Source organism: Actinoplanes sp. NPDC026619 (genome assembly GCF_040638295.1).
In the GTDB taxonomy this organism is placed as follows: domain Bacteria; phylum Actinomycetota; class Actinomycetes; order Mycobacteriales; family Micromonosporaceae; genus Actinoplanes.
On the sequence record NZ_JBEZYA010000008.1, the window covers coordinates 35,786 to 59,337 of the forward strand.

General features: G+C 69.1%; 18 protein-coding genes and 2 pseudogenes. 8 read left to right on the top strand and 12 right to left on the bottom strand.

Features of this window, described 5'->3' with window-relative positions; genetic code table 11:
• Positions 1-2: 2 nt before the first annotated feature.
• From guaA to AB0E90_RS18945, 3 genes are all read right to left on the bottom strand, one after another.
• Positions 3-1,550: a glutamine-hydrolyzing GMP synthase gene (gene guaA / locus AB0E90_RS18935; RefSeq protein ID WP_360406707.1), complete on the bottom strand. Its 1,548-nt coding sequence runs from the start codon at positions 1,548-1,550 to the stop codon at positions 3-5.
• 35 nt (positions 1,551-1,585) lie between these two features.
• Positions 1,586-2,971 (bottom strand): S8 family serine peptidase, encoded by a 1,386-nt coding sequence (locus tag AB0E90_RS18940; protein WP_360406710.1) that lies wholly within the window; start codon positions 2,969-2,971, stop codon positions 1,586-1,588.
• 106 nt (positions 2,972-3,077) lie between these two features.
• Positions 3,078-4,922, bottom strand: a complete 1,845-nt coding sequence (locus AB0E90_RS18945; RefSeq protein WP_360406713.1) for a S8 family serine peptidase — start codon at positions 4,920-4,922, stop codon at positions 3,078-3,080.
• Between the two features lie 80 nt (positions 4,923-5,002).
• Here AB0E90_RS18945 and AB0E90_RS18950 point away from each other — a divergent pair, with 80 nt between their 5' ends.
• Positions 5,003-6,103, top strand: coding sequence for an LCP family protein (locus AB0E90_RS18950; protein WP_360406716.1), 1,101 nt, complete (start codon positions 5,003-5,005; stop codon positions 6,101-6,103).
• On the opposite strand, the gene AB0E90_RS18955 is transcribed toward AB0E90_RS18950, so the two are convergent.
• The 3 genes from AB0E90_RS18955 to guaB are packed head-to-tail and all read right to left on the bottom strand — an operon-like array spanning position 6,093 to position 10,092.
• Positions 6,093-7,472, bottom strand: a complete 1,380-nt coding sequence (locus AB0E90_RS18955; protein WP_360406719.1) for a M1 family metallopeptidase — start codon at positions 7,470-7,472, stop codon at positions 6,093-6,095. The two genes, AB0E90_RS18950 and AB0E90_RS18955, sit on opposite strands and share 11 nt — an antisense overlap.
• Positions 7,472-8,590: a GuaB3 family IMP dehydrogenase-related protein gene (locus AB0E90_RS18960; RefSeq protein WP_360406722.1), complete on the bottom strand. Its 1,119-nt coding sequence runs from the start codon at positions 8,588-8,590 to the stop codon at positions 7,472-7,474. Before AB0E90_RS18960 ends, AB0E90_RS18955 begins: the two co-directional genes overlap by 1 nt.
• Positions 8,591-8,604: 14 nt before the next feature.
• The gene (guaB, locus tag AB0E90_RS18965) at positions 8,605-10,092 is read right to left on the bottom strand and encodes an IMP dehydrogenase (protein WP_360406725.1); all 1,488 of its coding nucleotides are present in this window, start codon (positions 10,090-10,092) and stop codon (positions 8,605-8,607) included.
• A gap of 122 nt (positions 10,093-10,214) precedes the next feature.
• Here guaB and AB0E90_RS18970 point away from each other — a divergent pair, with 122 nt between their 5' ends.
• Entirely contained in the window at positions 10,215-10,610 is a 396-nt protein-coding gene (locus tag AB0E90_RS18970; RefSeq protein WP_360406728.1) for a DUF5319 domain-containing protein, read from the top strand.
• 21 nt (positions 10,611-10,631) lie between these two features.
• Here the strand turns inward: AB0E90_RS18970 and AB0E90_RS18975 are convergent, their stop codons facing one another.
• On the bottom strand, positions 10,632-11,480 hold the full coding sequence (locus tag AB0E90_RS18975; RefSeq protein ID WP_360406731.1) for a helix-turn-helix transcriptional regulator: 849 nt from the start codon (positions 11,478-11,480) through the stop codon (positions 10,632-10,634).
• 234 nt (positions 11,481-11,714) lie between these two features.
• On the opposite strand from AB0E90_RS18975, the gene AB0E90_RS18980 reads away from it, so the two are divergent.
• The gene (locus AB0E90_RS18980; protein ID WP_360406734.1) at positions 11,715-12,104 is read left to right on the top strand and encodes a WhiB family transcriptional regulator; all 390 of its coding nucleotides are present in this window, start codon (positions 11,715-11,717) and stop codon (positions 12,102-12,104) included.
• Between the two features lie 159 nt (positions 12,105-12,263).
• On the opposite strand, the gene AB0E90_RS18985 is transcribed toward AB0E90_RS18980, so the two are convergent.
• The 5 genes from AB0E90_RS18985 to groES all read right to left on the bottom strand — a co-directional run bounded on the left by AB0E90_RS18985 (position 12,264) and on the right by groES (position 18,748).
• Entirely contained in the window at positions 12,264-13,895 is a 1,632-nt protein-coding gene (locus AB0E90_RS18985) for a molybdopterin-dependent oxidoreductase (protein WP_360406737.1), read from the bottom strand.
• 56 nt (positions 13,896-13,951) lie between these two features.
• Positions 13,952-15,661 (bottom strand): insulinase family protein, encoded by a 1,710-nt coding sequence (locus tag AB0E90_RS18990; protein ID WP_360406740.1) that lies wholly within the window; start codon positions 15,659-15,661, stop codon positions 13,952-13,954.
• The gene (locus AB0E90_RS18995) at positions 15,661-16,605 is read right to left on the bottom strand and encodes a hypothetical protein (RefSeq protein WP_360406742.1); all 945 of its coding nucleotides are present in this window, start codon (positions 16,603-16,605) and stop codon (positions 15,661-15,663) included. Before AB0E90_RS18995 ends, AB0E90_RS18990 begins: the two co-directional genes overlap by 1 nt.
• Before the next feature lie 105 nt (positions 16,606-16,710).
• Entirely contained in the window at positions 16,711-18,363 is a 1,653-nt protein-coding gene (gene groL, locus AB0E90_RS19000) for a chaperonin GroEL (protein ID WP_360406745.1), read from the bottom strand.
• A gap of 70 nt (positions 18,364-18,433) precedes the next feature.
• A complete protein-coding gene (gene groES / locus AB0E90_RS19005; protein ID WP_084297906.1) occupies positions 18,434-18,748 on the bottom strand; it encodes a co-chaperone GroES in 315 nt (104 codons plus the stop codon).
• A 307-nt stretch (positions 18,749-19,055) separates the two neighbouring features.
• Here groES and AB0E90_RS19010 point away from each other — a divergent pair, with 307 nt between their 5' ends.
• The 5 genes and pseudogenes from AB0E90_RS19010 to AB0E90_RS19030 all read left to right on the top strand — a co-directional run bounded on the left by AB0E90_RS19010 (position 19,056) and on the right by AB0E90_RS19030 (position 23,453).
• A complete protein-coding gene (locus AB0E90_RS19010; protein ID WP_360406748.1) occupies positions 19,056-20,231 on the top strand; it encodes a methyltransferase domain-containing protein in 1,176 nt (391 codons plus the stop codon).
• A gap of 720 nt (positions 20,232-20,951) precedes the next feature.
• A pseudogene (locus AB0E90_RS19015) lies at positions 20,952-21,302 on the top strand (YbaK/EbsC family protein); the annotation flags it as partial.
• A pseudogene (locus AB0E90_RS19020) lies at positions 21,283-21,482 on the top strand (SAM-dependent methyltransferase); the annotation flags it as partial. The pseudogenes AB0E90_RS19015 and AB0E90_RS19020, both read left to right, overlap by 20 nt.
• Before the next feature lie 9 nt (positions 21,483-21,491).
• Complete coding sequence (ybaK, locus tag AB0E90_RS19025; RefSeq protein WP_360406751.1) at positions 21,492-21,974, top strand: Cys-tRNA(Pro) deacylase; 483 nt, start codon at positions 21,492-21,494, stop codon at positions 21,972-21,974.
• 375 nt (positions 21,975-22,349) lie between these two features.
• On the top strand, positions 22,350-23,453 hold the full coding sequence (locus tag AB0E90_RS19030; RefSeq protein ID WP_360406754.1) for a substrate-binding domain-containing protein: 1,104 nt from the start codon (positions 22,350-22,352) through the stop codon (positions 23,451-23,453).
• Positions 23,454-23,552: the final 99 nt, after the last annotated feature.

The window sequence follows — 23,552 nt, forward strand, 5'->3', positions numbered from 1 at the left end:
GATTACTCCCACTCGATGGTGCCCGGCGGCTTGCTCGTCACGTCCAGCACCACTCGGTTGATCTCGCGGACCTCGTTGGTGATCCGGGTGGAGATCTTGGCGACCAGGTCGTAGGGCAGGCGGGACCAGTCGGCGGTCATCGCGTCCTCGCTGGAGACCGGGCGCAGCACGACCGGATGGCCGTAGGTGCGGCCGTCGCCCTGCACGCCGACACTGCGGACGTCGGCCAGCAGCACCACCGGGAACTGCCAGACGCCCCGGTCGAGACCGGCCGCGGTCAGCTCCTCGCGGGCGATCAGGTCGGCCGCGCGCAGGATCTCCAGGCGGTCGCGGTCGACCGCGCCGATGATGCGGATCGCCAGGCCGGGGCCGGGGAACGGGTGACGCTGCACCATCTCCTCCGGGAGGCCGAGCTCGGCGCCCAGGGCCCGCACCTCGTCCTTGAACAGCGTGCGCAGCGGCTCGATCAGATCGAACTGCAGGTCGTCGGGGAGGCCGCCGACGTTGTGGTGAGACTTGATGTTCGCGGTGCCGGTGCCGCCGCCCGACTCCACCACGTCGGGGTAGAGCGTGCCCTGCACCAGGAACTCGATGTGCCGCTCGGCGTCCAGCTCGCGGGCCGCGGCCTCGAACGTGCGGATGAACTCGCGCCCGATGATCTTGCGCTTCTGCTCGGGGTCGATCACGCCGGCCAGGTGCCCGAGGAACACCTCGGACGCGTCGACCACCTTGAGCCGGATGCCGGTCGCGGCCACGTAGTCCTTCTCGACCTGCTCGGCCTCGCCCGCCCGCAGCAGGCCGTGGTCGACGAAGACGCAGGTCAGCTGGTCGCCGATGGCCCTGTGCACCAGGGCCGCGGCCACCGCCGAGTCGACGCCGCCGGACAGGCCGCACAGCACCTGCTTGTCGCCGACCTTCGCCCGGATCGCGGCGACCTGGTCGTCGATGATGTTGCTCGACGTCCAGGTGGGCTCGAGGCCGGCGATGTCGTAGAGGAACCGCTCCAGCATCCGCTGGCCCTGCTCGGTGTGCGCCACCTCGGGGTGGAACTGGACACCGGCCCGCTTGGCGGTCAGGTCCTCGAACGCGGCGACCGGGGCGCCCGGGGTCGACGCGGTCACCGCGAAGCCCTGCGGGGCGACCGCGACGCTGTCGCCGTGGCTCATCCACACCGGCAGGTCGGCCGGCAGGTCGCGCAGCAGCGTGCCGCCCTGAGCGGCCAGCAGGGTGCGGCCGTACTCCCGCGAGCCGGTGTGCGCGACCGTGCCGCCGAGCGCCTGGGCCATCGCCTGGAAGCCGTAACAGATGCCGAAGACCGGCACCTCGTTGTCGAACAGCGCGGGGTCGAGCGACGGCGCGCCAGGTTCGTAGACGCTGGCCGGGCCGCCGGACAGGATGATCGCGGCCGGCTCCTTGGCGAGCATCTCGGCGACCGGCATCGAGTGCGGCACGATCTCCGAATAGACGCGTGCCTCGCGGACGCGGCGGGCGATCAGCTGGGCATATTGAGCGCCGAAATCGACGACCAGAACGGGGCGCGGGGTACTCACTCCGGCGAGTTTACGTGGGCGACCCGGAAAACCGGTCAGCGGGCGGCGGCCACCAGACGGGCGTTGCCCGCCTTGTCGACGGCGCGGATCCCGATCGTGCGGGCGCCCGCCGGGACCCGGAACTGGTGCAGGTAACCGGCGTACCGGGCGATGATCTTGCCGTTGATCAGCAGCTCGAGGCGGGCCACGCCGGAGGCGTCGGTGGCGCGGGCGGTGACGTTGCGGCCGTTGCGGTAGACCTTGACCGCGGGGGCGGCGTTGTCGACGCGCAGGGTGCGGCGGACGACCGTCACGTTGCCGGCCCGGTCGTAGGCGCGGAACTCCAGCGGGACCAGGCCGTTGCGGGGCGCCGACTGCCACGCGACCGAGTACGGGGCGACGCGGTCATCGGCGATCAGGCGCCCACCGGCGTACACCTCAACGCGGGCGACTCCGTGCTGGTCGGCGGCCGCGGCACCCACCGTGACCAGGCCCCGGGCCAGCGCCGGAAGCGCGTCGACGGCGACCGCCGGAGCGGTCGTGTCACCGGCCGGGGGAAGCGCGTTCAGCGCGCCGACCGCGTCGACCTGACCGCCGCGGGCACCGGCCACCAGCGCCGCGCGGATGGTCGACGCCGACGGCGCCGGATCGGTCGCCGCGAGCAGACCTGCGACACCGGAGACGAACGGGGTCGCCGACGAGGTGCCGCAGTAGTCGCCGATCACGCCGTTGCGCTGCTGGGCCGGATTGCACCCGGGAGCGGTGAGGTCGACCCAGCTCGGGCCGTAGTTGGACCAGGAATAGCGGACGCCCTGCGCGTCGACCGCGCCGACCGCCAGCGCGGCCGGGATCGCCGCCGGGTAGTGCGGCTGCGACGTGCCCTTGTTGCCGGCCGCGGCGATCACCAGCGAGCCCTTGGCGGTCGCGTAGCTCACCGCGTCGCGCAGCGACTGGCTGTCGTCGTTGCCGCCGAACGACGCGCTGATGATCGTGGCGTCGTGGTCGGCGGCGTACCGGATGCCGTTGGCGAAGTTGTCGTAGTTGCCGGCGCCGGTCGCGTCGAGGACCTTGACCGGCAGGATGCGGCAGAACCAGCAGATGCCGGCGACGCCGAGCCGGTTGTTGCCGGCCGCGGCGGCCACCCCGGCGGCCATCGTGCCGTGGCCGTTGTCGTCGGACGCGTCGTCGTCGTTGTTGACGAAGTCGTGGCCGTCGAGCAGGCGGTCGCCGAAGTCGGGCAGCTTGCTCACGCCGGTGTCGACGATCGCGATAGTGACCCGCGGGTCACCCTTGACGGCGGACCAGGCCTCGTTGACGCGGGCACGCTGCACGCCCCACTGGGTGGCGTAGGCGGGGTCGGACGGGCGGGCGACCGCGGCCTGGGCCGGCGACGAGATCGCGACAACCAGGGCCAGGCCGGCGAGGATTCCTCGAACGAGCATGTGGTCCGCCCCCTACATGAAAGGAGCCGGCCAACTTGGCCGGCTCCCTCAACTTCGGGCGGATCCCTGAGCGTTCTGGTCGATCCCGGGTGCGATCAGGTTGTCGTCATCGGTGGTAGGTCAGCGTGGACGTGATCTTCGAGTTGCCGGCCACGTCGTACGCCCGGACCTGCACCTTGATGCTGCTCTTCGGGTACTTGCTGGCGACGAAGCTGAACGCGGCGGTGTTGGTGTGCGTCGACACGACCTTGCCGTTGATGATCAGCTGGTAGTTCTTGATGCCGTACTTGTCGGAGCCGGTGTAGTAGATCTTGACGGTGCCCTTGATCTTGGCCTTGTTGGCGGGCGCCTTGGTGACCTTGACGGTCGGGGCGGTGTTGTCCGCGATCACGACCCGGTCGTAGTACCGCTGGTTGCCGGCCTTGTCGAAGACCCGGAACGAGACCTTGGCGGTGCCGTTGCGACCGGCCGAGTTCCACTTCAGCGCCCATGGCGCCTTGTAGGTGCCGGACTTGAACACCCCGTCGACCCACAGCGTGATGCTGCGGACGCCGGAGCCGACGTCAGTCAGGTTGACCGGCGTGAAGGTGACCGTGCCGCGCACCTTCGCGTTCTGCGCCGGCGAGAGCCCGGAGATCGTCGGCGGCGTGGTCTCGCTGCTCATGGTCAGTGCCTTGGCCGCGTTGACCTTGCCGTAAGTGACCCAGGTGCCGGGGATCGGGGTGGCGCTGGCCTGGATCTGGCTCAGCAGCGACCAGCCGGTCAGGCTCGGCTTGTTCGACTTCATCAGGGCGGCGACCCCGGTGACCAGCGGCGCCGAGAACGACGTGCCGGACTGACCGGAGCTGTAGTTGCCGTTCGAGTCCTTGTTGTAGACCGTGCCCGGCGCGGCCACGTCGACCCACTTGACGGTGCTCGAGTTGTAGCTCGAGAAGCTCGCCTTGCCGGTGATGCCTTCGGTGCAGCCGACGTTGCTCTGCCAGTTCGGGCAGCGGGCGGTGGCGCCGACCGCGAGCACATCGGTGTACGCGGCCGGGTACTGCTTGGTCGTCGAGTTCGAGTTGCCGGCCGCGGCCACGACCAGCACGCTGCTGGCGTTGGCGTAGGCCACTGCGTCGGAGAGGACCTGGCTGGACTGCACGCCACCGAGCGACATGTTGATGATCTTCGCGCCGTGCTGGACGGCCCAGGTGATGCCCTTGGCGATGGTGCTGTCGTAACCGTCGCCCTTGTAGTCCAGGACCTTCACCGGCAGGATCTGGCAGCTCCAGCAGACGCCGGCCATGCCCAGGCTGTTGTTGCCGCGGGCGGCGATCAGCGACGCCACCTCGCTGCCGTGGCCCTCGTCGTCGGCCGCGTTGCTGTCGTTGTTCACGAAGTCGTAGCCGCCGAGCAGGGCGCCGGACAGGTCGTCCACGCCGTTCGTGCCGGCGTTCACGCCGGTGTCGAGGACCGCGACGTTCACGGCCGAGCCGGTGGTCGTGTCCCACGCGGTCGGGACGTTGAGCTCCTTGAGCTCGGGCTGGTAACCCTCGCCGTAGATCGGGTCGTCCGGGGTCGTCTCGGCCATCTTGCGCACGTGGTCGACCTCGACGTACGCGACGTTCGGGTCGCTCTTCAACGAGGCGATCAGGCCGGCACTGCGGGAGGCGGACACCTGAACGGTGGCGGCGCGCAGCTGGTCAAGGCTCTGGGCGCGGACGCCGGCCGCGGAGAAACTCTGGGTGGCGCTGGTCGGGATGGTGTCGGACTTGTAGCCGATGACCAGACGGACCGGCGCGGCCGTGGTGGCCGGGCCACCCGTCACGGCAGCGTTGGCCCAGGTGGCGACGCCCGTCATTGCTGCGACGACCGTCGTGGAGATCAAACCGACGGCAAGCCGTCGTTTGGTGAGCTGCATGAAGCTCGTGCCCTCCCCCGTAGATGTGGCGGAGAGAGCGTAAGGGTCCATCGGTGAAGAGCAATGGGCTGTTTCACAGTACGGGATCTTGTGGCATTGAGCTGCTGGAAGTCGTCCTCTACTGTTCCGCTGTGCGGAATCGGAAGCTTATGTGGTGGGTGGTAGGCGCGATCGTCGTCGTGCTCCTGGGCGGCGGCGGGATCGCTTTAGCCGTTTCGCGCAAATCGTCCCCCGCGGCGAAGCCTGCTCCGTCGGCGGCGACCGCTGCGCCCACTGTGGAGCAGAGCACGACGCCCACCACCCCGCCGCCCTCCCCCGGCGCCGACATCACCGGCCCGCTCGACCTGCTGCTGCTCGGCGTCGACACCCGGGTCACGATCCCGGACTGGGAGCCGCACTCCGACGCGATCATGCTGTTGCACGTCGACGCCGGACTGCAGTCGGGATACCTCTACTCGCTGCCGCGTGACCTGCGGGTCAAGATGCCGGCGTTCGCGAAGGCCGGGTTCGGTGGCGGCACCTACAAGCTGACCGAGGCGATGAGCCGCGGATCGCGGGTGCCGGGGTCGAAGAAGACGAACGTGCAGCAGGGCTACGAGCTGCTCACCAAGACTCTTTCGGCGTACACCGGGATCAAGACTTTCCAGGCCGGGGCAATCCTCAACTTCGGCGGCCTCGACAAGCTGGTCGACCAGCTCGGCGGGGTCGACCTGAAGGTCGACCAGAAGGTGACGTCGCACCACCGCAAGCCGGACGGGTCGCTGCGGCCGCTGGTCGGTGGCGAATATCAGGGGCCGGCCGCCGTCTACCTGCCCGGGCAGCGCCACCTGGTCGGCTGGCAGGCGATCGACTACGCCCGGCAGCGGTACGGCCTGCCGGACGGCGACTACGACCGGCAGCGGCACCAGCGGCAACTGGTCAAGTCGATCCTGACCAAGTCGCTCGCCCAGGGGCTCGCCTCCGACTCGGCCAAGCTGCAGGGTGTCATCACGGCTCTGGGTCAGACCCTGGTGTACGTCGGCGGACGGACCTCCCTGGAGTACGCGTACGCCCTACGCGACCTCACCCCCGCGAAGATCACGCTGGTCGGGTTGCCCGGTAACGGGGTCGGCAGCGGAAGTGGTTACCTCGGCGAGGCGCTGACCGCCGAGGGCAAGGGCTTCCTGACCGCCGTCGCCAAGGGACAGATCGGGCCCTACCTGGCCAAACACCCGAAACTGATCAATAAGTAGGCTTGCTCGTGCCGTAGAGCCAGGCCTGGAAGAACGCGCCGAGATCCGACCCGGAGAGCTTCTCGGCCAGCTTGATCAGGTCATCGGTGTCGGCGTTGCCGTCGCGGTGCTCGCTCGTCCAGGTGGTCAACAGCGTGGCGAAGGCCGCGTCGCCGATCTTCTTGCGCAGGGCGTAGACGGTCATCCCGCCGCGGTCGTAGACGGCGCCGCCGAACAGCCGGGCCACCCCGGGATCGCCCGGCGTCTGCTTCCAGTCGAATGCGTCGTAGGCGCGCCGGAAGCTCTCCTCGACCGGGACTTTCTCGTCATGCTCCTGCCAGAGCCATTCGGCGTACGTCGCGAAACCCTCGTTGAGCCAGATGTCCTGCCACTTCTCCAGCGCCACGCTGTCGCCGAACCACTGGTGGGCCAGCTCGTGCGCCACCACGGTGTCGTTCTCGCCGCCCGCGAAGAACGCCCGCCCGTAGGCCGGCCGGGACTGCGTCTCCAGCGCGTAACGGATCCGGGTGTCGTCGACCACGATCCCGCCGTAGGCGTCGAACGGGTACGGGCCGAACTGGGTGGCCAGGAAGTCGACGATCTCGCCGGTGCGGGCGATCGACTTCGCCGCGGGGCTGTCGGCCGCGAGCGAATCGGGCACCGCCGTCACCATCGGCTTGCCGTCGTGCGTGCTGGTGGACACCCGGTACTGCCCGATGAGCACGGTGGACAGATAGCTGGCCAGCGGCGAGCTCTCGGTCCAGCGCCAGGTCGTCCAGCCGTCGGCGGTGGTCTGCTCCCCGGGCACGCCGATGCTGAGCGCCTCGAGGCCCGCCGGCACGGTCATCGCGAGCCTGAAGGTGGCCTTGTCGGACGGGTGGTCGTTCACCGGGAACCAGGTGCTCGCCGACTCGGGCTGGCCGAGGGCGACCGCGCCGGTGTCGCTGCGTAACCAGCCGCCGTCACCGAGAGTCTTGTTGGCGATCTGGCCGGGAGTGCCGGCGTAGTCGACCACCACGGTGAAGGCCGTGCCCTTGACTATTCCGGCGGCCGGCGTCACCACCAGCTCGTTCGCGTCCTGCTTGGCCTGGGCGGCGGCGCCGTCGACCGTCACCCGGCTCGCGGTCAGGTGGGCGAGATCGAGGTCGAATCGGGACAGGTTCTGCGTCGCGGTGGCACTGATGGTCGCCGTACCGGACAAGTGCCCTGGTGTTGGGTCGTAGCGCAGGTTGAGGTCATAGCCGGCGACGTCGTAGCCGCCGTTGCCGTAGGTCGGAAAATAGGGATCGCCCGCTCCCTCGGCGCCGGCCGAGAACGACGGAGCGGGCTTTCCTGAGCATCCGACCAGGGCCAACGCTAACGCGACGAGCCCGGCAAGCGCAGAGCGCATCAGTGGTCGAGGACCAGCGCGACCTTCTGGAACTCCTTGACGTCGCGGTAGCCGCACTTGGCCATCGCCCGCCGCAGGCCGCCGAACAGGTTGAGCTGGCCGTCCGGCCGGTTCGCCGGGCCGAACAGCAGCTCCTCGAGGGTGCCGTCCGGCTCGCCGCCGATGCAGAACCCGCTCCGCGGCAGCGCCGGGTGGCTGCCCGACGAGTGCCACCAGGCGCCCCCGGCCGGCGCGCCCTCGGCCAGCGACAGCGGCTCGCCCAGCATGACCGCGTCGGCGCCGCAGCCGATCGCCTTGGCGATGTCACCGCTGGTCGAGATGCCGCCGTCGGCGATCAGGTGGACGTAACGCCCGCCGGTCTCGTCGAGGTAGTCGCGACGGGCCGCGGCCGCGTCGGCGATCGCGGTCGCCATCGGCACCCGGATGCCGAGCACGGTGTCGGTGGTGGACCACTCGTCGGCGCCGACGCCGACGATCACGCCGGCCGCGCCGGTGCGCATCAGGTGCAGCGCCGTCTTGTAGTCGGTGCAGCCGCCGACGATCACCGGCAGGTCGAGGTCGGCGATGAACTCCTTGAGATTGAGCGGCTCGTCCGTCGTGGACACGTGCTCGGCGCTGACCAGGGTGCCCTGGATGACGAGCAGGTCGACGCCGGCGTCCAGCACCACCGGGGCGAGGGCGAGAGTGTGCTGCGGCGACACCCGGACGGCGACGGTGACGCCGCCCTCCCGCATCACGCGGACCCGCTCGGCGATCAGCTCCGGCTTGATCGGCTCGGAGTAGACCTCCTGGAGCCGCTTGGTGGCGTCGGCGTCCTCGTCGAGCGACCCCAGCTCCTCGAGGATCTTGCTGGGATCTTCGTACCGCGTCCACAATCCCTCGGCGTTGAGCACGCCCAGGCCGCCGAGGCGGCCCAGGGCGACAGCCGATTCCGGGCTCATGGTGGCGTCGGACGGGTGCGCGACGCACGGGATCTTGAACGGGTACGCGTCGACGCGCCACTCGGTGGACACGTCGTCCACGTCGCGGGTCCGCCGGCTCGGAACGATGGCGATGTCGTCCAGGTGGTAACCGCGCTGCGCGGTCTTTCCGAGGCCGATCTCCACGACGTCACGCATTACTGATCCTCTTTTTAACGCGAGTGGTAGTTAGGGGCCTCGACGGTCATCTGGATGTCGTGCGGGTGCGACTCCTTGAGGCCCGCAGCGGTAATCCTGATGAGCTGTCCGCGCTCCTGCAAGTCCGGGATCGTCTCGGCGCCGGCGTAACCCATGGCCAGCCGCACGCCACCGACGAGCTGAGCGACCACCCGCGACAGCGGGCCACGGTAGGGCACCTGACCCTCGACACCCTCCGGCACCAGCTTCTCCTCCGGCACATCATGCTGGAAGTAGCGGTCCTTCGAGTACGACTTGGCCTGGCCGCGCGACTGCATGGCGCCGAGCGAGCCCATCCCCCGGTACGACTTGTACTGCTTACCGTTCACGAAGATCAGATCGCCGGGGCTCTCCTCGGAGCCGGCCAGCAGGCCACCCAGCATCACCGTCTCCGCGCCGGCCACGATCGCCTTGGCGATGTCGCCGGAATATTGGATGCCGCCGTCGGCGATCACCGGAACGCCGGCCGCGCGGCAGGCCCGGGACGCCTCCATCACGGCGGTGATCTGCGGGACGCCGACGCCCGCCACGATCCGGGTGGTGCAGATCGCGCCCGGGCCTACGCCGACCTTGACCGCGTCGGCACCGGCCTCGACCATCGCCTTGGCGCCCGCGAACGTGGCCACGTTGCCGCCGACGATGTCGGTGCTGGTGTCCCGCTTCAGCCGGGCGATCATGTCGAGCACCTGGCGCTGGTGACCGTGCGAGGTGTCCACGATGATCACGTCGACACCGGCCTCGATCAGGCCCCGGGCCCGCTTGTAGGACTCGTCGCCGACGCCGATCGCGGCCGCGACGCGCAACCGGCCCTGGGGGTCCTTGGTCGCGTTCGGGAACTGCTCGGACTTCGTGAAGTCCTTCACGGTGATCAGGCCGCGGAGGTGGCCGGCCTCGTCGACCAGCGGAAGCTTTTCCACCTTGTGCCGCTGGAGCAGGCCGAGGGCCTGGTCCTTGCTGCAGCCGACCGGCGCGGTGATCAGCGGCGCCTTGGTCATCACGTCGCGCACCTTGGCGCTGTGGTCGGTGACGAAGCGCATGTCGCGGTTGGTGACTATGCCCACCAGCACGCCCTCGGCGTCGACCACCGGCAGGCCGCTGATGCGGAAGCGTCCGCAGAGCGCGTCGACGTCGCGCAGCGTGTCATCCGGGCTGCAGGTGACCGGGTTGGTGATCATGCCAGACTCGGAACGCTTCACGAGGTCGACCTGGGCGGCCTGGTCCTCGGCCGAAAGGTTGCGGTGCAGGACGCCGATGCCGCCCTCGCGGGCCATCGCGATCGCCATCCGCGCCTCGGTCACCGTGTCCATCGCGGCCGACAGCACCGGGATGGTCAGGTCGATGTTGCGCGTCAGCCGCGTATTCGTGTTGACCCGGCTCGGCACGATGTCCGATTCGCCGGGCTGGAGCAGCACGTCGTCGAAGGTCAGACCGAGTGGAACCGTACGGGCCGAGTCGCTTTCCACGGAGCATCCCTAACTGCCGGAAGACGGATGGTTCATCGTACCCATCCGTTGTGGGCGCTCTCGTGCGACGGACAGGACGTGCGGGCCAGCACACATCCGCCCGGGGTGAGTACGGTAAGGGGGTGCAGGATGAGCCCATCGACCCGTTCAACGGCGACCCGAGCGACCCGGCTGCGAGCCTCGACGACATCGGCGACGCCGACGAGTCCGAGCCGCTGACCGAGGCCGAGCGGCAGGACGTGCTCGAGGACCTCAGTGACCTGGAGATCTACCAGGCACTTCTGAGTCCCACCGGCATCCGCGGGCTGGTCATCGAGTGCGAGGACTGCCACGAGCCACACTACTTCGACTGGGATCTGCTCCGGGGCAACCTGCGGCATCTGCTGTCCAGCGGGCGCCCACGGGTGCACGAGCCGGCTTACGACCCCGATCCCGATCATTACGTGACGTGGGAATACGCGCGTGGTTACGCCGACGGCGTACACGACACGCTGACCGAAGGGACCGACGACGAGTAGTCGCCGGCCCCGTTCGATGATCTAAGCGACCAGCCCGGCCCGGAAACCTGCCGCCACCGCGTGCGCGCGGTCACGCGCACCCAGCTTGCGGAAGAGCCGGCGAGCGTGGGTCTTGACGGTGTCCTCCGAGACGAAGAGCTCACGGCCGATCTCCGCGTTGCTCTTGCCGTCGGCCATCCCGCGCAGCACCTGCAGCTCCCGCTCGGTGAGCGTGAGCCGCCGGCCGGCCGGAGCCGGGTCGGCCACCCCGACCTGCGTTTCGTTGCCCGGCCAGGCCACCATCGGCCGGCCGGTCACCGGGTCGATCGGCGCGTCGCCACGCTGGGCGGGCACCATCGGCGAGTTCGGCAGCATGGCCGGCACCCCGCCCGAGTTCGGCGACCCCATCGGCAGGCCGTTCTGATAGGCGGCCCGGGCCGCCGGGGAGTTGTTGTTGCGTGCGCCGCCGGCGACCCCCGCCGGCTGCGCATTGGTTCCATTGATCGGCATGCCCTGCGGCCGCACCGGGAGCAGCAGCAGGAGAAGCGCCTTGGCGACGACGCTGACCAGGTCGTGCTCGACGCCACGGATGACGCCGCGGGCGCCGGCCGCGACCGCCGCCGCGGCTACCCGCGGGTCTTCGGCGCCGAAGAGCACCACCTGCGCCTGTGGGGCGCGGGCGAGAACGCGACGGGTGAACCCGACGCTGTCGGGACGGGTCACGGCGGTGTCGGCGAGGACCACTTCAGCCGGCCGTTCGGCCAGCCGGATCATGGCTTCAGTCTCGCTAACGGCGGTCCGGACGACGCCGGTCATGCCGAGCCGGGCCGCGGTGGACGCGACGGTCTGGGCCGCCAGCGGGGTACGGACGCACACGAGGACGGTACGCACAGTGATCCTCCTTCTCTCTCAGAGGAGATCACGCGAGGGCCGCAGCATTACGCGCTTTAGATGGAAAAAATGGGAAAGATCGGTATCAGTTGCTTGGTCGATGTCATGCGGCTGAAGAACACATCGAAGAGTCGTGTGTGAGCCGGGGATCACCGGGGTAAGTGCGGCCCAGGCCTGAGCATGTAGGCCCCTCATACGAACACTCCGCGGTGCCGCGCGGGAGGAGGGTGTTTGATGTCGAACGTTCGCAGACTGCCCGGGCCCATCGCTGACCTGTGGGACTGGCAACGCCTCGGAATTTGCCGAGGTCGGGACAGTGCGCAGTTCTTCCACCCCGACGGCGAGCGCGGGTCGTCCCGCAATCGCCGGGAGGCCAAGGCCAAGTCCATGTGCGGCGCCTGCCCGGTTCGGGCGGAGTGTGCCGCACACGCTCTCGCGGTCCGGGAACCGTACGGGGTCTGGGGAGGCTTCAGCGAAGCGGAGCGGCTGCGGCTGCTCGCGGTTGGCTGGGAAGACCTCGCCGACCGTACTCACGGACGTGTCGACCTTGCTCGTCTCGAAGCTCGCCTGGGTCGGCCCCACAAATCGGCCGTGCCGGCACAGCGACAGGCACCTGCCGCCTGATCAGCACGGGGCATTACTCCGACGACCCGGTCCCCGTACGGGGGCCGGGCTTCGTTGTCTGACGGTTCTTCAACAACCGCATCGGTTGACATGCAAACCACCGTATGAGCGACTTGCGCACCCGAGTCGGACCGTTAGTGCGTCCTTCAATCAATGGCACTACCCGACGTTGACCTGCACGGAATGCCATCCGGTGGCTCCGTCCGGAGCGGGCGGTGCGTCGGCGCTCGTCTGGGTCTGCCCAGAAGTGTCGGTTGCGCGCACCCGCAAAGTGTGCTGACCCGCGGTCGCCGGCCACGGCCAGCTCCACTGCCGCCAGGTGTCCGTCGATGCGGTGTCGGCGAGCGTGGCGACGGCCCACGGCCCGTCGTCGACCTGCACCTCGACCTTGGCGATCCCCACGTGCTGCGCCCACGCCACGCCGGCCACCACCACCGTGCCCGGCTCGCGGGCGGCCCCGTCGCGGGGCGTGTCGATCCGCGAACCGGTCTTGATCGGCGCCTGCTGCGACCACCCGCGCGGCACCCAGTAGGCGTCGAAATCGGAGAACCGGGACAGCTCGATCTCGGTGATCCACTTGCAGGCGCTCACATAGCCGTACAGACCCGGGACCACCATCCGCACCGGAAAACCATGATCGACCGGCAGCGCTTCGCCGTTCATCCCGACCGCGAGCAGCGCATCCCGCCCGTCCCGCAACGTCGCCGTCGGCGAACCGCACGTCCATCCGTCGACCGACCGCTGCACCACCTGGTCGGCCCCGGGCAGCGGATCCGCCTCGTCCAGCAAGGCCTTGATCGGGGTGCCGAGCCACCGCGCGTTCCCGATCAGATCTCCGCCGACCTCGTTGGACACGCAGGTCAGCGTGATGTACCTCTCGATCATTGGCCGCTGCAGCAGCTCTTCCCAGGTGATCGTGATCGGGTTCCGCACCATCCCGTGGATCTTCAACTGCCACGTCGACGGGTCGACCTGCGGCGGGTAGAGCGCGGTGTCGATCCGATAGAAATCCCTGTTCGGCGAGATGTAGGGCGTCGCGCCGGGCGCCTGCACGCCGGCCGGCAGCGGCGTCGCCGTCTGCTTCGCCGCCGGCAGGACGACCTCCTTGCGCGCCTGCGTGACGGCCTTGCGCGCGGTCAGCAGACGGCCGGCCACGCCGGAAACCACCGCCACCCCGGCCGCGATCCCCACGGCTTTGAGAAATCGGCGGCGGCTTTCCATGAGGTACGCCGTCGAATAGGTCTCGGCCTTCTCGGTGGGAGCATCGTCGGGCACCGGGCCGTCCGCCCGCTGCGGCCCGGCCCCGGTGGTCACCCCGGGGGCCGCTCCGACCAGCGCCGGCGCCCGAGCCGGGCTCTGGGCCCCGGCCCGGGCGAGGTCGAGCAGATAACGCAGCACGACCACCGCCAGACCCGCTCCGATCAGCGTCGGGAGGGCCGCGAACACACCCGCGTCGTGCCGGGTCACGGCGGCCGCGACCCCGACGACGGCGAACAGGCCGATGCCGGCGAGCGCGATCCGCCAGTGCCGCACGGCGGTGACGCCCACGGCGTACGCGTAAATCGCCAGGAGAATCGCCGTGCCGGTGAGCAACGCGGTTTTGTCATGCACACCGAAGGTGGCGACGCCGAAGTCCTTGACCGGGGCCGGCACGTTGTCGACCACCACGCCGCCGACCGCGAGCAGCGGCGCCGACAGCGGCCCGGTCAGCACTGCCACCAACTCGGCGACGCCCACAGCTACCGCGGCGGCCGCCACGCCGGACAGCCCGCCGCGCACGGAAAGATTCACCACCCCATGGTGCTCCGCCGCACGCGGCCCGGCGACACGCTTTTGTTACGGCTTCCTTACCGCTGCCTGGACTTCCGCGGTCCGTAGCGCATCCGGTACAGCGAGCGGCGGATGCCGATGATGCCGATGATCGTCACCGGGATGCAGAGCAGCCCGATCACGATCGTGTACTCGACATCCTCGGCGTCGGTCGACAGCGAGAGGAACAGCAACGCCCCGAGCGCCCCGAAGATCAGCGTGAGCGGCCAGAACACGATCAGGCCGAGGATCCCGCTGACCCGGTCCGACGTGCTGGCCGTGGTGGTCGGCGTCGTCGACCTGGTGCGGGGCTGCGGGATCTGCTCGGGGTTGCGGATGGCCTGGACGACCACCCGCTCCGGCGGGACGGCCGCGTCGATCAGCTTGACCGCCTCCCGGCCGCCGCGGTGCAGGGTCGGCTCGGCCCAGACCACGATCCCGTCGGCGCCGATCAGCTGGCGCCCGCCGTCCGGCCACGCCCGCATCAGGACGCACTCGTCGAAACGGACGGTCAGCAGGTTGTGGGGCTCGACGAGGCTGGCCCCCTCGGGGCCGACCACCAGTCGCGCGGTCACGTCACCGAGCGGTTTGAACTCGGTGCCGGTGACCGCCCGCAGGGACTCCGGCGGCGCGATCGCGAAGCCGGCCCAGTCGGCCCGGGACGGCGCCATGATCAGGCCGTTCGCCCAGGCGCCGGCCGCCACCGCCGCCACGTCGGCCGGGGTCACCGCGGTCAGTCCGGCGATCTGCTCGTCGACGTCGAGCACGTCGCGACCGGCCAGCAGGCCGACCGCCAGGCCGGGCAGGCGCGCGGCCACCTCCTCGGCGTGCCGCAGGCCCTCGACCCGCTTGCTGATCACCGCGGTCACGTCGGCCGGGTCGACCCGGCCGGCCCGCAGCGTGGCCAGCACGTCGACCATGCCGCCGAGGACCGCACCGGAGTTCTCCGGCAGGCAGTCGGCGGCGGCCGTGATGACCACCCGGTCGCGGCCGGTCGGCTGGTAATCGGTCTGCGCCGCGTAGGACAGGCCGGACTCCTGGCGCAGCTCGCGGAACAGCATCCGCTCCAGCACCTCGGCGAAGACCGACGACGCCGCCGACCGCGGCACCACCGTGTCCCACGCGACCAGGCCGGGCGAGCCGCCGAAGCAGGCCGGGGTGACCGGCAGCGCCGACGAGGGTTCCGGCAGCGGCTGCCGGGTGCCGGACGGCAGATCGAGCTCCAGGCCGGCCGGCACCGCGTCGCCGGCCACCCACAGCACCGCGTTCTCCCGGGTGAAGTAGCGGGCCACCCAGGCGCGCAGATCGTCCTCGGTGATCGAGGGCAGGCCCCATTCCGGGTAGGCGCCGGCGCCGTAGTCACGCGCCCCGTGCCGCCACAGCCACATCGGCTCGGAGACCGACGCGCTGCGGCCGTGTGCCTCCGCCTCGAGCACCTCCTTCTCCACCGCAAGGCGCCGCATCGGCAGATCGCGCAGCGCTGCGCAGACGCCGTTGAGGAACGCGACCACGTCCTTCTCGGCGCCCTGCATGTGGAAGCGGGTGAACTCGACGCCGGTCGCGCCGTTGTAGTGGTAGTCGGCGACGCCCACCGAGTGCAGCGACAGGTGCTCGATCAGGTGGGTGATGCCGCGCTTGGCCAGCGGCTCGTCGGTGAACCCGACCCGGAACGCCAGCCCGGCCTGCATCGGCCCGGTGGTCGGGGCGAGCAGGCCCGGCACACCGCCGACCTCGAACTTCTTGATCATCAGGCCGCCTTTCCGCGCCGCAGGGACCGCTGCCGGTGGATCCGGATCTGACTCGCCGCGTTGCCGTCGCCGACGTAGCACCAGGGGAGGTCGGTGCCGAGGTCGCCGAGCAGCGTGAACATCGACGCGGCCGCGGTCCGGTCGCCGAGCACGCTGTACGCCATGGCGAAGCTGCTGGCCGCCTGCACCCAGCCGTAGTCGTGCCGGAAGTCCGGATGCAGCACCGACCGCTGGGCCGCCTCGTCGATCTCCTGCCGGACCGGCCGGTTCCGCAGATAGGTCAGGTCCGCGCCGGAGTCCAGCTCCAGCCAGTGCTCGATGTGCCCGTCCACGACCAGCGCGCCCTGCACCGCCCCGGGCGGCGCGGCCAGCATCTCCTCGCGGCACCAGGCGTGCAGCAACTCCCAGCTGCCACTCCACTTGGGACACAGGCGCTGCAGGTATTGGTTCTGGCCGGGCAGGTGGTGCGGGTCGATCGCGGCGAGCTTGCGGTAGCGCCGGCGGGTCTCGGCCAGCCCCAGTTCGAGGCCGCGCGCCGAGGTCAGCCGGGCCACCCAGAGCGCCGGGTCGTCCGGCCGGCGGGCCACGCCCTCCAGCAGCACCACCTCGGCCCGGCGCAGCCAGTCGTGGAACGCGACGAACTGATCGCCGGAGACATGCTGCGCGCGGGCGCCGGAGCGGATCTTCCAGCCGATGTCGATCAGGTGCATGCCGAGCATCGCCGCGGCCGCCGTGTCGTCCGGGTCGGCCGACAACACGTACCGCAGGAACTCTTCCAGCCCGGCCTCGTCGGCCGCGGCCCGGATCAGGATCGAGCGACCCACCGGCGGCGCCGCGTCGAGCACGGCGCGAACAGCGCTCCAGTCGCGCCCGCGCAGGGCCGCCAGAACGTTGTTCACCTCGGGGTAGGCGGACGCCGCATCGAGCAGCACGGTGTCGGACATGGCCCGGGATCGTAACCGACTTTGATCATTTCCGATGCCCCGTTTTCCGACCGGCAGATACAGCGAAAGGGCGCGCCATCGGCGCGCCCTTTCGACTGAGTGGATCTAGAAGCCGGGGCCGTGCTGGTGGCCGTGGCCACCGTGGCCGTGGCCGTGGCCACCGCCGGCAGCGGCCGGCTCCGAGTCGGCCGGCTTGTCGACCACGAGGCTCTCCGTGGTCAGCAGCAGACCGGCGATCGACACGGCGTTGGTGACCGCGTTGCGGGTCACCTTGACCGGGTCGATGATGCCGGCCGCGGCCAGGTCGACGTACTCGTCGGTGGCGGCGTTGAGGCCGTGACCCCAACCGAGCTCGGCGACCTTGCCCACCACGACGTAACCGTCGTGGCCGGCGTTCTGCGCGATCCAGCGCAGCGGCTCGACGAGCGCCTTGCGGACGATCGAGACGCCGATCGCTTCCTCGCCGGTGAGGCCGAGGCCGCCGTCGAGTTCCTTGGCGACATGCGCGAGGGCGGCGCCGCCACCGGGGACGGTTCCTTCCTCGACGGCCGCCTTGGTCGCCGCGATGGCGTCCTCGATGCGGTGCTTGCGCTCCTTCATCTCGACCTCGGTGACCGCGCCGACCTTGATGACCGCGACGCCGCCGGAGAGCTTGGCCAGCCGCTCCGAGAGCTTCTCGCGGTCCCAGTCGGAGTCGGCCGCCTCGATCTCCTTGCGGATCTGCGCGACCCGGTCGGCGACCTCGGGAGCCTTGCCGCCACCGTCGATGATGGTGGTGTTCTCCTTGTCGACCACGACCCGCCGGGCGGTGCCCAGCATGTCGAGCGTGGCCTGGTCGAGCTTGTAGCCGAGCTCCGGCGCGATCAGCTCGGCGCCGGTGGCGATCGCAAAGTCCTGCAGCATCGCCTTGCGCCGGTCACCGAACCCGGGGGCCTTCACCGCGGCGACCTTGAGGGTCTTGCGGATCGCGTTGACCACCAGAGTGGACAGCGCCTGACCGTCGACGTCCTCCGCGATGATCAGCAGCGGCTTGCCGGCCTGCAGCACCTTCTCCAGCAGCGGGAGCAGTTCCTCGATGCTGGAGATCTTCTGCGTGGTCAGCAGGATGAGCGCGTCCTCGAGGACGGCTTCCTGCGACTCGGCGTCGGTCACGAAGTTCGGCGAGACGAAGCCCTTGTCGAACTGCAGACCCTCGGTGACCTCGAGCTCGGTCAGCATCGCCGAGCCCTCCTCGACGGTGATGACACCGTCGCGGCCGACCCGGTCCATCGCCTCGGCGATCAGCTCGCCGATGGTGGCGTCCTGAGCCGAGATGGTGGCGACGTTGGCGATCGCCTTGTGGTCGTCGACCCCGACGGCCTTGGCCAGCAGCGCCTTGGAGACAGCCTCGGCGGCGATGTCCATGCCGCGCTTGAGGCCGAGCGGGTTGGCGCCCGCGGTCACGTTGCGCAGGCCCTCTTTGACCAGCGCCTGCGCGAGCACGGTCGCGGTGGTGGTCCCGTCGCCGGCGACGTCGTTGGTCTTCGTCGCCACCTCCTTGACCAGCTGCGCGCCAAGGTTTTGGTACGGGTCGGAAAGCTCGATCTCCTTGGCGATGGTGACGCCGTCGTTGGTGATCGTGGGCGCGCCGAACTTCTTGTCCAGGACGACGTTGCGGCCGCGCGGGCCCAGAGTGACCTTGACCGTGTCGGCGAGCGTGTTGACGCCGTGCTCCAGCAGGTGCCGGGCGTCGTCAGAGAAGCTGAGAATCTTCGCCATATTTAGGTCCCTTCACGCACCGACGCCCTGGCCCACAAGGTGGGCCAGGGCGGTCAGCACTGTCAGTAGGTCACTTCTCGATGACCGCGAGGACGTCGCGGGCGGAGAGCACCAGGTACTCCTCGCCGGCGTACTTGACCTCGGTGCCGCCGTACTTCGAGTAGAGAACCGTGTCGCCGACCTGGACGTCGATCGGGACGCGGTTGCCCTTGTCGTCGATGCGGCCGGGGCCGACAGCGAGGACGGTGCCCTCCTGCGGCTTCTCCTTGGCGGTGTCGGGGATCACGATGCCCGACGCAGTGGTGGTCTCAGCCTCATTCGCCTGGACCACGATGCGGTCCTCGAGGGGCTTGATCGCAACCTTGGTCGCGGTAGTCACGGGCATACCCTCCTGGGTACAGGTTTGCCGGCCATTGACTGGCCGGACTCATGCCTCATGCCACCGGGCGGGGCCGTCGTCGCGGGTGCCGGTCCGCCTGGTGCCTAACTGTCTGCCCGACGGGCGGACAGCTGGCACCCTCATGTTGAGAGTGCTAACGCGAGGTTATGCCGGAACTAGCACTCCGTCAACCAGAGTGCCAATGAGGGTTGTTCAGGACTTACCTTGAGTTGCAGGTCGCCGCGTGTTTGTGAGTAGTTCGCCACCGTCCTGAACAACCCTCATTTGTCGTCATGCCAGGGAGAATGCCTGCGTGACTCCCGAGCTGCTGGCCCAACTCCGCACCCCCGCCGGGGTGAATGCCCTGACTGTCGCCACGGAAACCGATCATGGAGATCCGCTGGCGGCGGCCTCCGCGGTGCGCTCCCGCGGCATCCCCGCGGATCTCGCGGCGGCCGCGCTCACCCAGGCCGAGCTGCGCCGGCGAGCCGTGCCGAAGTTCGGCGCCGGGGCCGAACGGATGTTTTTCACCCGGCCCGGCCTGGAGCAGGCGACGCGAGCGGTCGTCGCGGAACGTCGAGCGGCGCGCCTCGCGGCCGCCGGGGTCAAGACCATGGCGGATCTGGGATGCGGCCTGGGCTCCGACGCGATGGCCGCGGCTCGGGCCGGCATTTTCGTGTACGCGGTGGACAGCGACCCGACCACAGCGGCGGTCGCCGCCGCCAACGTCGCCGCTCTGGGCCTCGACGACATGATCAAGGTGGACTGCGCGGACGCCACGACCGTACGCGTGGAGGATTTTGATGCGGTCTTCGCCGATCCCGCCCGGCGTAAGGCGGGCCGGGGTCGCGTCTTCGACCCGAAGTCCTTCTCCCCGCCGTGGGATTTCGTCAGCGACCTGGCCACCCGGGTCCCGCGCACCGTCCTGAAACTGGCCCCCGGCATCGACCACGCGCTGCTCCCGCCCGGCGCCGAGGGCGAATGGGTGAGCGTCGGCGGCGACCTGGTCGAGGCGACCTTCTGGTGCGGCCCGCTCGCGTCCGCGCCGCGACGCGCCACCTTACTGCCGTCCGGCGCCGAGCTGATCGGGCCCGGCGACACGGTCGCGGCGGTCGGCCCGGTCGGCGCTTTCCTGTACGACCCGGACCCGGCCGTGGTCCGCGCGCACCTGGTCGCCGAGTTCGCCGCGACGATCGGCGGCCGGCTCGCCGACCCGTCGATCGCGTACGTCTACACGGACGCCCGGATCGAAACCCGGTTCGGGAGGAGGCTGAGCGTCACTGACGTGCTGCCGTTCTCGCTCAAGCGGCTGCGGGCGCTGTTGCGCGAGCGCGGGATCGGCAAGCTGGAGATTCGTAAGCGCGGGTCGGCGCTGGAGCCGGACCAACTGCGCCGCGACCTCAAGCTTGCCGGACCGAACGGCGCGTCGCTGGTGCTGACCCGAGTGACCGGCGCCCCCACCGCCCTACTATGTGAGCCAAACTGCTAGACAGACCTTTGCGAGAGCACATAAATCCCCTTAACCGGACACCTTCCGGCATATCGATATAGCGCAATTGGGACCGACCGCCGTCGTGGACAAGATTGATATCCCTTGATACGCTCTCGACGTCCTAGCTTATGCTATTCACTACGAGCGAGAGGCACGGTAATCCATGCGCAAAGCAGTTAGAATGCCGCTTTTGACGGGAGCCGCCGTCGGGCTCGTTTCGGCAGCAGCTCTTGTTTCCACGGGCGGACCGGCGATGGCCGCGGCGAGCAACTGCCAGGGAACCGCAAACTACTCCATTCCCGGGTCCTACACAGCCCACTGCACCGCCGGCAGCGGCTACTACCAGGCCATTGCCTACTGCAGCGCAAACCCCACCCAGGGGAGTGCCTTCACCTACGTCTTCGGTTCGACGGTCTCGGTGTCGTCTGGAAAATATTCCATAGCGACATGCGGAAGCGACAAGAGGTACCTGCAGGGTGGAACCGTAGGAGTCCTCTAACCGAGGATCCACTTCGCGATCAACACTGTTTCAACCTAGTTGAATCTTGTCATATCGCTTATCGTCTGGACCGGCACGATGTGCTCGCCTGCCACAAGGCTTTGAATGGCTGAGGTCAATTGTTCAGCCATTCGGGCTTGCGGGTCATGCCGGCCCAGATGTTGAAGCCGATCTTTGTTTGACGGGGGCGGGCTCCCGAGCAGATTAGCGTGCTGGCCATGGCGAAAAAGGATGCTGCCAACACTCTGGCGACTGCGGCCCAGGACGCGCAACGGACGTCATACACGCTGCCCTCGTACCAGGTGTCACCCGACGCGCCCAACTACGGTGCGCTGATCGCCCAGGTCCTCGGGATCGAGCTAGAGCGGGTGTTCATAACCCTGATCGCCGACGTCGACGGCGCACTCACGGTGGCGGTCGTGCCGGTCACCGGCAAGCTCGATATGAAAGCGCGGGCCCACGCCGCAGGCGGCAAGCGCGCGACCCTGGCCGACCGGGCGGCCGAGCGCAGCAGCGGTTATGTGCGCGGCGGAATAAGTCCGCTCGGACAACGAAAGACGCTGCCGACGTGCCCTGCTGTGTGAGCGCGGCATCGGCCGGCTCGAGATCCGCAAGCGCGGCTCGCACTGGAACCTGATCAAGTTGCGCCGTGACCTGCGCCTGTCCGGGCCTGATGCAGCCTCGCGCTGACCCTGACCCGCGTCGCCGGCCCGACTACGGTGCTGCTGTGCCGCCCGCTGGGGGCTTAATCTTCGGTCATGGCGAAGAAGTCCGCCGCGACCCCGGCGATCGCCGTGCTCACCGATCAGAAGGTGGAGCACACGCTGCATCCTTACGACGCCTCCCCCGATGCGTCCAACTACGGCGCGATGGTGGCGCAGGCGCTGGGGATCGAGGCGGCGCGGGTCTTCAAGACGCTGGTCGCCGACGTCGACGGCCGGCTGGTCGTCGCGGTCGTGCCGGTGACCGGCGAGGTCGACCTCAAGGCACTCGCCATCGCGGTCGGCGGGAAGCGGGGCGCCCTGGCCGACCGGGCCGTCGCCGAGCGGAGCAGCGGTTACGTACGGGGCGGGATCAGTCCGCTCGGACAGCGAAAGAGGCTGCTCACGGTGGTGGACTCGTCGGCGACGGTTCTTGACCGGATGTTCATCTCGGCTGGTCGCCGGGGGTTACAGGTGGGGCTCGCGCCGGCCGACCTGATCCGCCTGACTGATGCGGTTACCGCTAATATTCGGACATAAAGCTTGATATGTCTGGCTGGTGCTCCTCCGTTATGACAACGTTACGCTCCGGACGATCTTTCTCCCGAGAACCGGATAGATCGGGCACAGATGTGACTTAGCGTAATTTTGTGAGCCACCTGAGCTACCGTCCAGGCCCGGCCCCGCCCGCTGGAAGGGCCGAAATCCTTGTATCACCGCCGTGTTGCCGGATTGTTATGCCGGGTTACCAGATCGCCATGGCGCAACCGCTTGTGTTCCAAGCCGCAACGGGAATACGTTGCCGGACACAACAAACTAGCTCCTGATCATTTGGCGTCTCAGGGAGCGACACTCCCGGCAGCGCACACCCATCGAATCCGATCGAAGGCCGGATCACCCGAAAGGACACAAGGAATGCGTAAGGGATTGTTCGCCCTCGCCGCGGTCGGCCTGCTGGCCACCGGCAGCATCGCTGCCTGCGGTGACAGCAAGAGTGACAGCTCCGGAAGCGGCACCACCAGCTCGTCGACCGGCAAGGTCGGCGTGATCCTCCCGGACACCAAGAGCTCCGCCCGGTGGGCCACGGCCGACGTCAAGTACCTCAAGGACGCGTTCGACGCGGCCGGGATCACGGCCGACATCCAGAACGCGCAGGGTGACAAGACGCAGTTCCAGACCATCGCCGACGGCATGATCTCGAGTGGCGTCAAGGTCCTCATGATCGTCAACCTGGACTCCGGCACCGGTAAGGCCGTGCTGGACAAGGCCAAGGCCGCCGGTATCGCGACGATCGACTACGACCGGCTGACCCTCAACGGTGGCGCCGACTACTACGTGTCGTTCGACAACGTGAAGGTCGGCGAGCTGCAGGGCCAGGGCCTGGTCGATTGCCTCACCGCCAACAAGGCCGTCAAGCCGGTCGTCGCCGAGCTCAACGGCTCGCCGACCGACAACAACGCCACCCTGTTCGCGCAGGGCTACAACTCGGTGCTCGACCCCAAGTATGCCGACGGCACCTTCGTCAAGGGCCCGAACCAGGACGTGCCGGACTGGGACAACACCCAGGCAGGCACGATCTTCGAGCAGATGCTGACCTCCAACAAGAACATCAAGGGTGTCCTCGCGGCCAACGACGGCCTCGGCAACGCGGCCATCGCGGTTCTGAAGAAGAACAAGCTGAACGGCCAGGTCCCGGTCACCGGCCAGGACGCGACCGTTCAGGGTCTGCAGAACATCCTCGCCGGCGACCAATGCATGACGGTCTACAAGGCGATCAAGAAGGAGGCGGACGCCGCCTCGCAGGTGGCCATCGCCATCGCCAAGGGCGAGAAGCCGACCACGGCCACCGGCAAGGTGACCGACCCGGAGTCGAAGAAGGACGTCGCCTCGGTGCTGCTGACCCCGGCGTCGATCACCAAGGACAACGTCAAGGACGTCGTCACCGACGGCTACGTCACCAAGGATGAGCTGTGCACGGCGGAGTTCGCCGCGGCTTGCACGACCGCGGGCATCAGCTGACCTCTGCTGGCTGACAACGGCGCCGCTCACTCCCTCCCGGGTGTGGGCGGCGCCGGAGTTGCGTCACCCCTTTTCGCCTGTGGCCGAGCCACGACGACG